This is a genomic window from Streptomyces eurythermus (assembly GCF_014649115.1).
Taxonomy (GTDB): Bacteria; Actinomycetota; Actinomycetes; order Streptomycetales; family Streptomycetaceae; genus Streptomyces; species Streptomyces eurythermus.
In genome coordinates, this window is sequence record NZ_BMSK01000004.1 from 1 (window position 1) to 13,807 (window position 13,807).

General features: G+C 71.3%; 13 protein-coding genes. 5 read left to right on the top strand and 8 right to left on the bottom strand.

Annotation, left to right across the window (positions count from 1 at the left end; all coding sequences use genetic code 11):
* Positions 1 to 361 precede the first annotated feature (361 nt).
* The gene (locus IE251_RS07885; protein ID WP_189752190.1) at positions 362 to 1,012 is read right to left on the bottom strand and encodes a DNA-3-methyladenine glycosylase; all 651 of its coding nucleotides are present in this window, start codon (positions 1,010 to 1,012) and stop codon (positions 362 to 364) included.
* 100 nt (positions 1,013 to 1,112) lie between these two features.
* On the opposite strand from IE251_RS07885, the gene IE251_RS07890 reads away from it, so the two are divergent.
* The 3 genes from IE251_RS07890 to IE251_RS07900 all read left to right on the top strand — a co-directional run bounded on the left by IE251_RS07890 (position 1,113) and on the right by IE251_RS07900 (position 3,154).
* Positions 1,113 to 1,895 (top strand): sporulation protein, encoded by a 783-nt coding sequence (locus IE251_RS07890; RefSeq protein WP_189752191.1) that lies wholly within the window; start codon positions 1,113 to 1,115, stop codon positions 1,893 to 1,895.
* A 44-nt stretch (positions 1,896 to 1,939) separates the two neighbouring features.
* Positions 1,940 to 2,479 (top strand): YbhB/YbcL family Raf kinase inhibitor-like protein, encoded by a 540-nt coding sequence (locus IE251_RS07895; RefSeq protein ID WP_189752192.1) that lies wholly within the window; start codon positions 1,940 to 1,942, stop codon positions 2,477 to 2,479.
* Positions 2,480 to 2,647: 168 nt separating this feature from the next.
* Positions 2,648 to 3,154 (top strand): HNH endonuclease, encoded by a 507-nt coding sequence (locus IE251_RS07900; protein ID WP_189752193.1) that lies wholly within the window; start codon positions 2,648 to 2,650, stop codon positions 3,152 to 3,154.
* A 72-nt stretch (positions 3,155 to 3,226) separates the two neighbouring features.
* Here the strand turns inward: IE251_RS07900 and IE251_RS07905 are convergent, their stop codons facing one another.
* The 3 genes from IE251_RS07905 to IE251_RS07915 form a co-directional block, all read right to left on the bottom strand.
* Positions 3,227 to 4,171 (bottom strand): SPFH domain-containing protein, encoded by a 945-nt coding sequence (locus IE251_RS07905; RefSeq protein WP_189752194.1) that lies wholly within the window; start codon positions 4,169 to 4,171, stop codon positions 3,227 to 3,229.
* A 123-nt stretch (positions 4,172 to 4,294) separates the two neighbouring features.
* Positions 4,295 to 4,723 carry an NfeD family protein gene (locus IE251_RS07910; protein WP_189752195.1) on the bottom strand — a complete coding sequence of 143 codons (429 nt, stop codon included), beginning with the start codon at positions 4,721 to 4,723 and terminating at the stop codon, positions 4,295 to 4,297.
* 60 nt (positions 4,724 to 4,783) lie between these two features.
* Complete coding sequence (locus IE251_RS07915; RefSeq protein ID WP_189752196.1) at positions 4,784 to 5,581, bottom strand: ABC transporter ATP-binding protein; 798 nt, start codon at positions 5,579 to 5,581, stop codon at positions 4,784 to 4,786.
* 148 nt (positions 5,582 to 5,729) lie between these two features.
* On the opposite strand from IE251_RS07915, the gene IE251_RS07920 reads away from it, so the two are divergent.
* Positions 5,730 to 6,518, top strand: coding sequence for an Rv1486c family protein (locus IE251_RS07920; RefSeq protein WP_189752197.1), 789 nt, complete (start codon positions 5,730 to 5,732; stop codon positions 6,516 to 6,518).
* Positions 6,519 to 7,674: 1,156 nt separating this feature from the next.
* Here IE251_RS07920 and IE251_RS07925 read toward each other — a convergent pair.
* The 3 genes from IE251_RS07925 to IE251_RS07935 form a co-directional block, all read right to left on the bottom strand.
* Positions 7,675 to 7,914, bottom strand: coding sequence for a chaplin (locus IE251_RS07925; RefSeq protein ID WP_189752576.1), 240 nt, complete (start codon positions 7,912 to 7,914; stop codon positions 7,675 to 7,677).
* Positions 7,915 to 8,065: 151 nt separating this feature from the next.
* On the bottom strand, positions 8,066 to 8,707 hold the full coding sequence (locus tag IE251_RS07930; RefSeq protein WP_030791061.1) for a response regulator: 642 nt from the start codon (positions 8,705 to 8,707) through the stop codon (positions 8,066 to 8,068).
* Positions 8,700 to 9,845, bottom strand: a complete 1,146-nt coding sequence (locus IE251_RS07935) for a GAF domain-containing sensor histidine kinase (RefSeq protein ID WP_189752198.1) — start codon at positions 9,843 to 9,845, stop codon at positions 8,700 to 8,702. Before IE251_RS07935 ends, IE251_RS07930 begins: the two co-directional genes overlap by 8 nt.
* A gap of 441 nt (positions 9,846 to 10,286) precedes the next feature.
* Here IE251_RS07935 and IE251_RS07940 point away from each other — a divergent pair, with 441 nt between their 5' ends.
* Positions 10,287 to 11,027, top strand: coding sequence for a transglycosylase SLT domain-containing protein (locus IE251_RS07940; RefSeq protein ID WP_189752199.1), 741 nt, complete (start codon positions 10,287 to 10,289; stop codon positions 11,025 to 11,027).
* A 102-nt stretch (positions 11,028 to 11,129) separates the two neighbouring features.
* Here IE251_RS07940 and IE251_RS07945 read toward each other — a convergent pair whose 3' ends face one another.
* Positions 11,130 to 13,754, bottom strand: a complete 2,625-nt coding sequence (locus tag IE251_RS07945; protein WP_189752200.1) for an FHA domain-containing protein — start codon at positions 13,752 to 13,754, stop codon at positions 11,130 to 11,132.
* Between the last annotated feature and the right edge of the window lie 53 nt (positions 13,755 to 13,807).

Here is a 13,807-nt window from a genome sequence, read left to right on the forward strand (position 1 = left end):
CGACTCTATCAGATCTTTTCTCGATCCGATTTCCTCGGTGCTTTCCAGGTTCCCGCTCTCGCGTTTCCCTTTCCGGCGGTTCCGACTCTATCAGATCCTTTCGGTTCCGATTCCCGGTCGGCGGGGTTTGTCTCGGGGTTTTCGGCTTTCGCCGTCCGCCCTTTCGACATTCACTACGTTAGCCGATTCCCTCCGGGACTCATAATCGAGTCCCGCGGGTTCGAATTCGGGCACGCGGGCGCGCTCGAAACGACCCCGTCGAAGGGGTTGAGCTAGGTAGTGGGTTGGCCGCTCCGGCTGCAGGCGATCGCCGTACCCGGTTCAGCGGCTCGGGATACATTACGCACTTGGTCCGGTCGAGTCAACCTCGGCGGCGCCTGGGCACATGGGCCCGGTAGGGGCTGACGGTGGGGTCGTCCGCCACCCAGTAGCGCCACGGGTGGAGGTCGCCGTCGCCGCCCTCGCCGGAGACGCCGGTGCGGGGGCCGCTGCGTACCTGGTCGGAGGGGACGGGTGTGCCGGTCAGTATCCGCAGCGGGGTCTCGTCCGGGGTGCACGCGTCCGTGCCGTCCAGTGCCCGGTCGATCCCCAGGGCGGTGGCCAGCCGGGCGGGACCCTTGGCCAGTTCCTTGTCGTTGCGGGCCGAAAGGCGTCGCCTGCGGGCCAGCTCGGCGCCCTCCACCACCTCGCCGGCGCGCAGCAGCACCGCGCTCGCCCGGCCCTCGGGTCCGCAGACCAGGTTCATGCAGTGCCACATGCCGTAGGTGAAGTAGACGTAGACGTGTCCGGGCGGGCCGAACATCACGGCGTTGCGGGCGGTGCGGCCGCGGTAGGCGTGGGAGCCGGGGTCGTTCTGGCCGTCGTATGCCTCCACCTCGGTGAGACGGAGGGCGATCGGGCCGTCGGGGGTGCTGCGGACCAGGACGCGGCCGAGGAGGTCCGGGGCGACCTCCAGGACCGGGCGGTCGAAGAAGGTGCGGGGCAGTGGCGTACGGTCCGGGGGCGCGATCATGCCCTCCGAGGGTAGTCCAGAGGGCGTACCGGCCCGGCGGAACCGGTCATGGGCGGATCGCGTTCGTACCGGTCGAGGATTCTTTCGTAAAGGGAGTGCCATGGCGTTCAAGAAGCTGCTCGCGAGCCTGGGGGCCGGCGGCGCGTCGGTCGAGACGGTGCTGACCGAGGTCAACGTGGTGCCGGGCGGTGTCGTCCAGGGTGAGGTGCGGATCCAGGGCGGTTCGGTGAACCAGGCCATCGAGGGGCTGTCCGTCGGTCTCCAGGCCAAGGTCGAGGTGGAGAGCGGCGACCACGAGTACAAGCAGGACATCGAGTTCACCAAGGTGCGGCTCGGCGGTGCCTTCGAGCTCCAGGCGGGTGCCGTGCACGCGGTGCCGTTCGGGCTGGAGATCCCCTGGGAGACGCCCGTCACCATGATCGACGGGCAGGCTCTGCACGGAATGCACATCGGTGTGACCACCGAGCTGGCGATCGCGCGGGCCGTGGACTCCGGCGACCTGGACCCGGTCAACGTGCACCCGCTGCCGGCGCAGAAGGCCATCCTGGACGCCTTCGTCCAGCTGGGCTTCCGCTTCAAGAGCGCGGACATGGAGCGCGGCCTCATCCGGGGTACGCGGCAGAAGCTGCCGTTCTACCAGGAGATCGAGTTCTTCCCGCCGGCGCAGTACCGGGGCCTGAACCAGGTCGAGCTGAGCTTCGTGGCGGACGAGCACGCGATGGACGTCGTGCTGGAGATGGACAAGAAGCCGGGTCTGTTCAGCGAGGGCTCGGACACCTACCGGTCCTTCCAGGTGGGCCTGAACGACTGGCAGGGGACCGACTGGGCGGCTTACCTCAACCAGTGGCTGTCCGAGGTCGGCAGCAAGCGCAACTGGTTCTAGGCTCGGAGCTGCTGGTTCCAGATCATCGATCAGGAGGTACCGAGGTGACCGAGCTCAAGCGGCGGCCGCTCCCCCATGACTTCCATCCGCCCGTGCCGTCGTTCACGGTGACGAGCGAGGAGGTCCGGGAGGGTGCCACGCTGGGAAGCGCCCAGGTGTACGCGGAGGGCAACACCTCGCCGCAGCTGCGCTGGGAGGGCTTTCCGGCGGAGACCAAGAGCTTCGCCGTGACGTGTTACGACCCGGACGCGCCGACCGGCAGCGGGTTCTGGCACTGGGTCCTGTTCGACATCCCGGCCTCGGTGACCGAGCTGCCCGCGGGTGCGGGCAGCGGCAAGTTCGAGGGGCTGCCCGAGGGTGCCGTGCACGCGCGGAACGACTACGGGACGAAGGACTTCGGCGGTGCCGCGCCGCCGCCCGGGGACGGCCCGCACCGGTACGTCTTCACGGTGTACGCGGTGGACCAGGAGAAACTGGGTCCGGACGCGGACGCCTCGCCGGCCGTGGTCGGCTTCAACCTCCGGTTCCACACGCTCGCGCGCGCCCAGCTGATCGGTGAGTACGAGGTCTCCGCGGAGGGCTGAGCGCCGTACCGCGATCCAGTTCGGCGTTCACTGAACGTTTGCCCGCCTCCGGTCTTGGAAGTGATCGGAGGCGGGCACTTTTTATTGCGTTGTCCATCTCGGCGTGCCCGTCCAGAGTTGATCCAAGCCCGCCGGGGGGTGGGCAGGCGCACACGGGAGGTGGGCTGGATGCGTGACACGTTGGTCCTGAACGCCAGTTTCGAGCCGCTGTCGACGGTGTCCCTGAACCGAGCCGTGGTCCTGGTGCTCCAGGACAAGGCCGTGGTCGAACAGGCCCACCCCGAACTGCGGATGCGCGGTGCGGACGTGGACATCCCCGTGCCCCGGGTGATCCGGCTGTGCCGGTATGTACGGGTGCCGTTCCGAAGACGAGCCCCGTGGTCGCGGCGGGGGGTGCTGGTGCGGGACCGGCACCGGTGCGCGTACTGCGGGCGCCGGGCCACGACCGTGGACCATGTGGTGCCGCGGGCGCAGGGCGGGCAGGACACGTGGCTGAACACGGTGGCCGCGTGCGCGGAGGACAACCACCGCAAGGCGAACCGGACTCCGGAGGAGGCCGGGATGACGCTGCTGCGGCAGCCGTTCGAACCCACGCCGGCCGACGCGATGTTGCTGTCGCTGGGGCAGGAGGAGATCGCCGCGCTCCCCGACTGGCTCTCCAGGGACGCGGCCTAGGCGTCTGCCGGGTTGCTCCGGGTGTGCGGCCGCGGGTCCCCGCGCCCCTTGGGGGCGCGGGGTGTACGGGGGTCAGTCGATCGGGGGCTTCTCCCGGCGTTCCGTACCGCCGTTGCCGCCGCTGCTGCCCGAACTGCCGCCCAGGGAACCGAAGTTGCCGACGGCTCCGGAGAGGCCCTTGAGGGCGTCGCCGATTTCGCTGGGGACGATCCAGAGCTTGTTGGCGTCACCCTCGGCGATCTTGGGGAGCATCTGGAGGTACTGGTAGGAGAGCAGCTTCTGGTCCGGGTCGCCGGCGTGGATGGCCTCGAAGACCGTACGGACGGCCTGGGCCTCGCCCTCGGCGCGCAGGGCCGCGGCCTTGGCCTCACCCTCGGCGCGCAGGATCTGGGACTGCTTCTCGCCCTCCGCGCGCAGGATCTCCGACTGCCGGACACCTTCCGCCTGGAGGATGGCGGCGCGCTTGTCGCGGTCGGCGCGCATCTGCTTCTCCATCGAGTCCTGGATGGAGGTGGGCGGTTCGATGGCCTTCAGCTCCACGCGGTTGACGCGGATGCCCCACTTGCCGGTGGCCTCGTCCAGGACGCCGCGCAGGGCGGCGTTGATCTCCTCGCGGGAGGTCAGGGTCCGTTCGAGGTCCATGCCGCCGATGATGTTGCGCAGGGTGGTGACGGTGAGCTGCTCGATCGCCTGGATGTAGCTGGCGACCTCGTAGGTGGCGGCTCGGGCGTCGGTGACCTGGTAGTAGATGACCGTGTCGATGTTCACGACCAGGTTGTCCTGGGTGATCACCGGCTGCGGCGGGAACGGTACGACCTGTTCCCGCAGGTCGATGCGGTTGCGGATGGTGTCGATGAACGGGACCACGATGTTGAGGCCCGCGTTCAGTGTCCGTGTGTAACGGCCGAAGCGCTCGACGATGGCGGCGCTGGCCTGTGGGATGACTTGGATCGTCTTGATCAGGGCGATGAAGACCAACACCACCAGGATGATCAGGACGATGATGACCGGTTCCATCGTCGCTCCCCGTACCCTTCTCCGCCTCGGCGCCTTCGGCAGATCTCATGTCTGTTGAGGATCTTGCTGGTCGAGTCTGTCAGACCGTCGCGCAACTCGTGAGCAGTTCCCGGTGAGTTGTCCTCACAGGACGATCGCGGTGGCCCCTTCGATGTCCACGACGTCCACCTCCTGGCCCGCCTCGTAGGTCCGGCCGGTGTCGAGGGCGCGGGCCGACCAGACCTCTCCGGCGAGCTTGATCCGGCCGCCGGACGCGTCGACCCGTTCCAGGACGACGGCTTGCCGGCCCTTCAACGCCTCGACGCCGGTGGCGAGTTGGGGTCGCTGTGCGCTGTGCCGGGCGGCGATGGGCCGCACGACGGCGATGAGGGCGACGGAGACGACGACGAACGCCAGGACCTGGACGACGGCGTCGAAGCCGAGGGCGGAGGCGACCGCCGCCGCGACGGCTCCCACCGCGAGCATGCCGAACTCCGGCATGGCGGTGACCACGAGCGGGATACCGAGCGCCGCCGCGCCGACGAGCCACCACACCCATGCGTCGATGTTCACATGGTCATGGTAGGGCCGCGGTCGGGCGGCGGACAGGGCGCGCAGGGGGGAGCGGCGGGGTCAGGACAGGGGCAGACCCTGGGCGGTCCAGCGGTCGCCGACCTGCTCCACGACGAGCGGGAGGCCGAAGCACAGGGAGAGGTTGCGGGAGGTCAGTTCCAGCTCGACGGGACCGGCGGCGAGGACCTTGCCCTGGCGGATCATGAGGACGTGGGTGAAGCCGGGGGCGATCTCCTCGACGTGGTGCGTGACCATGATCATCGAGGGGGCGATGGGGTCGCGGGCCAGCCGGCCGAGACGGCGCACCAGGTCCTCGCGGCCGCCGAGGTCGAGGCCAGCGGCGGGCTCGTCGAGCAGGAGCAGCTCGGGGTCGGTCATCAGGGCGCGGGCGATCAGGGTGCGCTTGCGCTCGCCCTCGGAGAGGGTGCCGAACTTCCGGTCCAGGTAGTCGCTCATGCCGAGGCGGTCGAGGAAGGCGCGGGCGCGCTGCTCGTCGACGTCCTCGTACTGCTCCTGCCAGCCGGCGGTCATGCCGTAGGCGGCGGTGAGGACGGTCTGCAGGACGGTCTGGCGCTTGGGGAGCTTGTCGGCCATGGCCATGCCGGCCATGCCGATGCGGGGGCGCAGCTCGAAGACGTCGGTGCCGGGCTTGCCGAGGGTCTCGCCGAGGATGGTGGCGGTGCCCGTGCTGGGGTAGAGGTAGCTGGAGGCGACGTTCAGGAGGGTGGTCTTGCCGGCGCCGTTGGGGCCGAGGATGACCCAGCGCTCGCCCTCCTTCACCGACCAGGAGACCTGGTCCACCAGAGCCCGGCCCTCGCGGACCACGGATACGTCCTGAAGCTCCAGAACATCGCTCATGAGCGCGTTGTCTCCCCTTGCAGTGTGGCCGGTCTCGGCTGTCGCGTACGCCTGTGACGGGGTCTCGCGCCGGCGGGCGCAGCCCTTATGAAATCTACGCCACGAGTGCCCCGCTCCATTCCATCGGTCCGGTCCTTAGGGTGGGGGCATGCTCTCGGAACCGCGTTCAGGACGCCTCGCAGCTTGGGGAAATGCCCTTTTGGCCGGACTTGTCTCTCCGGACGACGCCGTCCTCGCCATCGTGGGCGAGGACACGGTGCACCGGGTGGACGGGCTGCCCGGTGAGGCGGCGCCGGTCGGGCTGACGCTCGCGCTGGGGCGGCTGCGCGCGCTGGGCGTGACCGGGCTGCGGGTGGCGCTGCCGGCGCCGGGGCATCCGCTGGGGCTGAGCGGCCCGCCGGAGTTCAACACGCGGGCGCTGGAGGCCGGGGAGGCGGTGGTCTGTCACGGTGCCGCGTTCGGGCTGGTGCCGGAGGCGTACGAGGCCGGGCCCGAGGGCGATGTGCACGCCGAGGTGGTCTGGCGGGTGCTGCCGGTGCGCGAGGCGCCGCCGGCCGACGTGCCGTCGCTCGGTGAGGCCGAGCGGGAGCTGGCGGAGGCGCTGCGGGAGGCGACCGAGGTGCTGTCGAAGCTGGACGTCGCCGGGTCGGGGCCGGTGGCGGAGGCGGCGATCGACGCGTACCGGGCGCGGGCCGAGCGGGGCCGGGAGGTACTGGCACCGGGCTATCCCCCGCGCGCGGTGCGGGTGCTGGAGCTGGCGCAGCGGGTGGGCCTGCTGGTGTCCCTGGCGTACGGCAACGGGCACGGTGGCGCGGTCAGCTCCGCCGAGATGCGGGCCCGGACCGAGGCCCTCCGCCCGGTGGAGCGAACGGCACGGCGGGCCCAGGTGGCGGCGTACAACGCGTATGTGGAGGAGCGGGAGCGCGGGGCGCGGTGACCGGTCGCGGGGCGACGGTGACGGACGGGGGCGTGGGCGCGGAGCGCGATGACCGCCTGCGGACCTCGGCTACGGGCGACGGCTGGCCGCGAGGAGGACGGCCGGCGGTCGGCGGGGCCTGTCGCCCGGCAGGCGCGGCGGCCTCGGTGGCGGGCGGATGCCGGGGACACGGGAACGCGGGGACACGGCTGCGAACAAGCCGGAGCATGGCACGCCATGACCGACCACCGGGGCGCGGGTACGGAAGAACGGCAGCGCAGGACGCCGTGACCGCCTGCGGGGGCTCGGCTGCGGGGGCTCGGCTGCGGGGGCTCGGCTGCGGGTGGCGGCGGGGGCCCGTAAGGGATCGGCCGGCGGGGTCGATCGCCCGGCGGACGCGGCGGCCTCGGTGGCGGGCGGATGCCGGGGACGAGGGCGCGAAGGCGCGGGTACGGAGGAACGGGAGCGCGGGGCGGCGGGGCCGGTCGCCCGGCGGGCTCGGTGGCGGGCGGATGCCGGGGCGGGGACACGGCTGCGGAGAAGGGGGAGCGTGGCACGCCGTGACCGACTGCCGGGGCGTGGCTACGGAGGAACGGGAGCGCGGGGCACCGTGACCGGCCGCCGGGCGCTCGGCGGAGGGCCGTGAAAGGGCGGCCGGGGGGGCCGGTCGACCAACGAGCGCGGCGGGATCGGCGGCAGGCGGACGCCGGAGGCGAGGACACGGGGACGCGGCTGCGAAGAAGCCCGAGCGTGGCACGCCGTGACCGACCGCCGGGGCGTGGCTACGGAGGAACGGCAGCGCGGGGCGCCGTGACCGGCCGCCGGGAGCTCGACTGCGGGCCGTGAAGGGGGCGGCCGGCGGGGCCGGTCGACCAACGAGCGCGGTGGCATCGGCAGCAGGCGGACGCCGGAGGCGAGGACACGGGGACGCGGCTGCGAAGAAGGCCGAGCGCGGCACGCCGTGGCCGACCGCCGGGGCGTGCCTACGGAGGAACGGCAGCGCGGGGGGCGGTGACCGGTCGCCGGAGCGCCGTTACGACAGAGCGGGAGCGCTCCACGCCGTCATCGCCCACGAAGGCTCGACTGCGGGTGGCGGGGCCTGCCTCGGTGTTCGGAGGAGGAACCGGCGAGGCCTCCCGGTGGGGCCGGGAGGCCTGGGGTGCTGTCCGGTTGCGGGTCAGCTGTTGACGCCGAGGTTGCCGAAGGCCGGGTTCAGCACGCCGATGACGTTCACGCTGTTGCCGACCGCGTTCACCGGGACGTGCACCGGCACCTGGGCGACGTTGCCCGAGACGGCACCCGGCGACCCGGCGGCCTGGCCGGCGGCGCCGCTCTCGGCGGAGGCGAGCCCCGCGCCGGCGGCCACCAGGCCACCCGCCACCATCGTCACGGCCGCTGCCTTCTTCAGGTTCTTCACTGTCTGCCCCTCCTGGGTGTCCACCGCGGCGATCACCGCGGCACGCACTGGAGAACGGCGGAGATCGCCGGAGGATGCGCCGTCCGGGTGACATTCCCACTACGGTATGAATCTCAGTCCGGTCCGTGACGCTCCGTGTTGCCTGGCCGGGTCAGCCGGCGACACCGTGGCGTACGGCCCACAGCGCGGCCTGGGTGCGGTCGGCGAGGTCGAGCTTCATCAGGATGTTGGAGACGTGCGTCTTGACGGTCTTCTCGGACAGGACGAGGGCGCGGGCTATCTCCCGGTTGGAGCGGCCGTCCGCGATCAGGCCGAGCACCTCGCGCTCCCGCTCGGTGAGCGAGCCTCCCCTGCCCTGTCCGCCGCCCGCCTCCTCCCGGGCGAGCAGGGCGTCGGCGACCTCCGGCTGGAGCAGGACGTGCCCGGCGTGCACGGAGCGGATCGCGCCGGCGAGGGCGTCGGGGTCCACGTCCTTGTAGACGTACCCGGCGGCGCCCGCGCGCAGGGCCGGGACGACGGTGCGCTGCTCGGTGAAGCTCGTGACGATCAGCACGCGCGCGGGGTTGCCGAGTTCGCGCAGTCTGCGCAGCGCGTCGATGCCGTCCATGCCCGGCATCTTGATGTCCATGAGGACGATGTCGGGCCGCAGCTCCTCGGCGCGGGCGACTCCCTCGGCGCCGTCGGCGGCCTCGCCGACGACCTCTATGTCGTCCTGCACCTCCAGGAAGGTGCGCAGGCCCCGGCGGACGACCTGGTGGTCGTCGACCAGCAGCACCTTGACCGGTTCACCCACCGGGGACCTCCATCTCGATCGTGGTGCCCTTGCCGGGCGCCGATTCCACGGTCAGCGAGCCGCCGACCCCGCCGGCCCGGTCCCGCATGGAGACCAGGCCGAGGTGGCGTCCGGCGCGGCGGACCGCCGTGGGGTCGAAGCCGCTGCCGTCGTCGGCGACGCGCAGGACGGCGCCGCAGCCGCGCCGCTGCACGCTCACGTCCACGTGTGCCGCGCCGGAGTGCCGCAGGGCGTTGTGCAGGGCCTCCTGGGCGACCCGGAGCATGGCCTCCTCCTGGGCCGCGGGCAGGGCGCGCAGGCCGGCACCGGTGAAGGTGACGCGGGCGGTGTGGGCGCGGTCGAGGACCTGTATCTGGGTGCGCAGGGTGGCGACCAGGCCGTCCTCCTCCAGCGCGGCGGGCCGCAGCTCCACGACGGCGGCGCGCAGTTCGTCGGCGGCCTCGGCGGCGAGCGAGGCCACCTGGTGCAGCTCACCCTTGGCGCGGGCGGGGTCGCGGTCGACGAGCGCCGCGGCGGCCTGGGCGGTCAGGCGGAGCGAGAACAGCTTCTGGCTCACCGCGTCGTGCAGTTCGTGGGCGAGGCGGGAGCGTTCCTCGGCGATGGTCAGTTCGCGGCTGCGCTCGTAGAGCCGGGCGTTGGTGAGGGCGATGGCGGCGTGCTGGGCGAGGATGGAGAGCAGTTCCTCGTCGTCCTGGGTGAAGCCGCAGCTTCCCTCCGGCTTGGGGCAGCGTTTGTTCGCGAGGAAGAGCGCCCCGATGATCTCCTCGCCGTCCCTGATCGGCAGGCCCAGGAAGTCGGCCATGTCGGGGTGGGCGTCCGGCCAGCCCTCGAAGCGGGGGTCCTTGCGCACGTCGGCGAGGCGCTCGGCCTTCGCCTCGTGCAGCATCGCGGCGAGGATGCCGTGCTGGCGCGGGAGCGGGCCGATGGCACGCCACTGCTCCTCGCTGACACCGTCGACGACGAACTGGGCGAAGCCCCCGTGGTCGTCGGGGACGCCGAGGGCGGCGTACTGGGCGTCGAGCAGTTCGCGGGCGGAGGCGACGATCGTCTTGAGGACGTCGCGCACCTCCAGATGCCTGCTCATGGCCAGCAGCGCGGAGCTGACCGCGGCGAGGCCGGACCGGGGGCCTTGACTCATGTCCTCACGGTACCGGCGGGGTCCGACACCGCGGATCGGGCCGGTGACGGCGGGGCCTGGTCCCCTGGTCCTAGGCCCTGGCGGCCGTCTCATACCTGGGGATGAGGAGCCTCACGCTGAGCGTTGCGACGGCAACCGGCTGTGAGGGCGGCTGATATTCCATGTGAGCCCGCGCATAGGGCCTACATCACGTACGAAGGAGCATAGGAGAGGCACCCGCCCGCATGAACGGGATCGACGGTCCCGTCTGTCCTATTTTGCCCTTCCCTGATCCACTACCCGGCATCGTATTGGGCACCTTTGCCTGGGCATTTTGCGCCCGCTAAGAATTGCCTCGTCGCTCAGCGCCGCGGGTTCCCACCGCGGCGTTCGTGCGGGAGGAGCCGATTCCCCCGGCGGACGCAGGAGCGACCTCCGCGCTATCGAAGAGGTCCATCAGCCATGCCCAAGAACATGCTCAACCGTGCTCATAGTCGTCCGCTGACGAAGCAGCGCAGGATCGCCGCCGTCGCGGGTGTCGCCGCGTTCGGCACCGCCGCCCTCGCCCTCTCGGCCACCCTCGGCCACGACGGCACCGTCACCACGGGCGCCCCGGCCACGACCGCGCAGGTCTCCTCCGGCACCGTGCTGAAGAACGTCAAGGGCTCCGTCACCGGCCGGCTCGCCGCCGACAACGTCAAGCTGGACACCCTCGCGGCGCGGAAGAAGGCCGCGGACGCCGCTGCCGCCGCCCAGGCCGGCAAGGTCGCCGCGCAGAAGCAGGCCGCCGCCCGCAAGGCCGCGCGGCAGCACTCCGCCGTCCAGGCCGCCACCCGCTCCACCCAGCGTCTGGACATCGAGCCGGTCGCCGCCAAGACGTACACCAACAACCTCGACGGCTGGATCCGGCAGGCCCTGTCGATCATGAAGACCAAGGGCATCCCGGGCAGCTACAGCGGCCTGCACCGCAACATCATGCGGGAGTCCTCCGGCAACCCCCTCGCCATCAACAACTGGGACATCAACGCCGTCAACGGCATCCCGTCGAAGGGCCTGCTCCAGGTCATCCCGCCGACCTTCAACGCCTACCACGTCCCCGGCACGTCCTGGAACATCTACGACCCGGTCGCCAACATCACCGCCGCCGCCAACTACGCGGCCCACCGGTACGGCTCGATCGACAACGTCAACAGCGCGTACTGAGGCCCTGGCGCGGGACCTCAGCGACGCAACGCCGAAGGGCGGCACCCCTGTCACGGGGCGCCGCCCTTCGGCGTCACGCGGGCGTGTGCGTACGAGGCCCGGTTACTTGCGCATGACCTCCGGCTCGTGGCGGCGCAGGAAGCGGGAGACGAAGAAGCCGCAGACCGCGCCGAGCGCGAGCAGCGCGAGCATGTCCAGGCCCCAGGCCGAGGCGGCGTGGTCCCACAGCGGGTCGGTGCTGCCCGGGTCGTCGGTGTTCGGGGCGATGCTGTTGAAGTCCAGCGTGGTGCCGGCCGCGGCCACCGCCCAGCGGGACGGCATCAGGTACGAGAACTCGTTCACGCCGAGCGTGCCGTGCAGGGTGAACAGGCAGCCGGTGAAGACGACCTGGACGATCGCGAACATCACCAGCAGCGGCATGGTCTTCTCGGCGGTCCTCACCAGCGAGGAGATCACCAGGCCGACCATCATCGAGGTGAAGCCCAGCGCCATGATCGGCAGGCACAGCTCGACCAGGGTGGAGCCGCCGAGCACCAGTCCCTCGCCGGGGATCTCGCGGCTGGTGAAGCCGATGACGCCGACCAGCAGGCCCTGGAACATGGTGACGGCGCCGAGCACGACCACCTTGGACATCAGGTACGCCGAGCGGGACAGGCCGGTCGCGCGCTCCCGCTCGTAGATCACCCGCTCCTTGATCAGCTCTCGGACCGAGTTCGCGGCGCCCGCGAAGCACGCGCCGACGGCGAGGATCAGCAGGACGGTGGTGGCGGTGCCGTTCGGGGCGGGCAGGTGGGTCTTGGGGTTGACCGGGTTGGGCAGCAGTCCGCGGTCGGGCTGGATCAGCAGGCTGACCGCGCCGATGACCGCCGGCAGCAGCACCGTCAGCGCCAGGAAGCCCTTGTCGGAGGCGATGACCGAGACATAGCGCCGGACCAGGGTCGTCAGCTGCGAGCCCCAGCTCTGCGGCTTGGGCGGCCTCAGCGCCTGCGGCAGGGGTATGGGGCCGGTCTGCGGGGCGACGGCGTCGATCTCCGCCGCGTACATCTGGTAGTGCTGCGAGCCCTTCCAGCGGCCCGCCCAGTCGTAGTCGCGGTAGTTCTCGAAGGCGGAGAAGACATCGGCCCAGCTGTCGTAGCCGAAGAAGTTCAGCGCCTCCTCGGGCGGGCCGAAGTAGGCGACCGCGCCGCCCGGGGCCATCACCAGGAGCTTGTCGCACAAGGCCAGCTCGGCCACCGAGTGGGTGACGACGAGGACCGTACGGCCGTCGTCGGCGAGGCCGCGCAGCAGCTGCATGACGTCCCGGTCCATGCCCGGGTCGAGGCCGGAGGTCGGCTCGTCGAGGAAGATCAGCGACGGCTTGGTGAGCAGCTCCAGGGCGACCGAGACGCGCTTGCGCTGGCCGCCGGAGAGCGAGGTGACCTTCTTGTCCTTGTGGACGTCGAGCTTCAGCTCACGCAGCACCTCGTCGATGCGGGCGTCGCGCTCCTTCGCCGTGGTGTCGGCGGGGAAGCGCAGCTTGGCCGCGTACTTCAGGGCCTTCTTCACGGTCAGCTCGCGGTGCAGGATGTCGTCCTGCGGCACCAGGCCGATGCGCTGGCGCAGCTCGGCGAACTGCTTGTACAGGTTCCGGTTGTCGTACAGCACCTCGCCCTGGTTGGCGGGCCGGTAGCCGGTGAGCGCCTTGAGCAGGGTGGACTTGCCGGAGCCGGACGGGCCGATCACGGCGATCAGCGACTTCTCGGGGACGCCGAAGGAGACGTCCTTGAGGATCTGCTTGCCGCCGTCGACCGTGACGGTCAGGTGGCGGGCCGAGAAGGAGACCTCGCCGGTGTCGACGAACTCCTCGAGGCGGTCGCCGACGATCCGGAAGGCGGAGTGGCCGACGCCGACGATGTCGGCCGGTCCCAGCTGTACGGAGCCGCCCTTGGGGATCGGCTGGCCGTTGACGTAGGTGCCGTTGTGGGAGCCGAGGTCGCGGATCTCGAAGCGGCCGTCGGGCGTGGCGTGGAACTCGGCGTGGTGGCGGGAGACCTGGAGGTCGGAGACGACCAGGTCGTTCTCCAGGGCACGGCCGATGCGCATCACGCGGCCGAGCGCGAACTCGTGGAACGTGGTCGGGCTGCGGTCGCCGTAGACCGGCGGCGCCCCCGCGCCACCACCGGGCGTCTTCTGCGCGTACTGCTCGGCGGGCCCGGCCTGCTGCCAGCCCGCGTGCGGGGCCTGCTGGTGGGCCGGGGCCTGGTGGGGTACGCCCTGCTGAGGCATGGCCTGCTGGGGTACGGCTTCGTGGTGGGCGGGCGCCTGCTGGGGTACGGCCTGCTGGGCCCAGTCGGAGGCGGCCGGGTTCTGGGGCGCGTACGGTGCGGCCGCCTGCGGCTGCGGCTGGGAGTACGACTGCGGCTGCGGCTCGTGGGCCGGGCCGCCGACCGGTACGGCGGTCGCCGAGAAGTCCACCCGCGGGCCGTCGGTCGCGTTGCCGAGGTGCAGCGACGAGCCGGGGGCTATCTCCGTGTACTGGACGCGCTGACCGCGCGCGTACGTGCCGTTGGTGCTGCCGTGGTCCTCGACGACCCAGCTGTGGCCGTTGAAGCTGACCGTGGCGTGCCGCCAGGAGACCCTGGCGTCGTCGAAGACGATGTCACCCTGCGGATCACGGCCGAGGGTGTAAGGCCTGGACGGATCGAGCGTCCAGGTCCGTCCGTTTGATTCCAGTACGAGTTCCGGCACTCCATGCCCCACTGAGTTGTCCCCCGAATTGCCCCCGTGGCGGGGAGTCTAGG

Excerpts from the sequence above, each read along its gene's own strand:
- IE251_RS07885 (WP_189752190.1), bottom strand. The coding sequence starts at position 1,012 with ATGATCGCGCCCCCGGACCGTACGCCACTGCCCCGCACCTTCTTCGAC.
- IE251_RS07890 (WP_189752191.1), top strand. The coding sequence starts at position 1,113 with ATGGCGTTCAAGAAGCTGCTCGCGAGCCTGGGGGCCGGCGGCGCGTCG.
- IE251_RS07900 (WP_189752193.1), top strand. The coding sequence starts at position 2,648 with ATGCGTGACACGTTGGTCCTGAACGCCAGTTTCGAGCCGCTGTCGACG.
- IE251_RS07905 (WP_189752194.1), bottom strand. The coding sequence starts at position 4,171 with ATGGAACCGGTCATCATCGTCCTGATCATCCTGGTGGTGTTGGTCTTC.
- IE251_RS07915 (WP_189752196.1), bottom strand. The coding sequence starts at position 5,581 with ATGAGCGATGTTCTGGAGCTTCAGGACGTATCCGTGGTCCGCGAGGGC.
- IE251_RS07920 (WP_189752197.1), top strand. The coding sequence starts at position 5,730 with ATGCTCTCGGAACCGCGTTCAGGACGCCTCGCAGCTTGGGGAAATGCC.
- IE251_RS07935 (WP_189752198.1), bottom strand. The coding sequence starts at position 9,845 with ATGAGTCAAGGCCCCCGGTCCGGCCTCGCCGCGGTCAGCTCCGCGCTG.
- IE251_RS07940 (WP_189752199.1), top strand. The coding sequence starts at position 10,287 with ATGCCCAAGAACATGCTCAACCGTGCTCATAGTCGTCCGCTGACGAAG.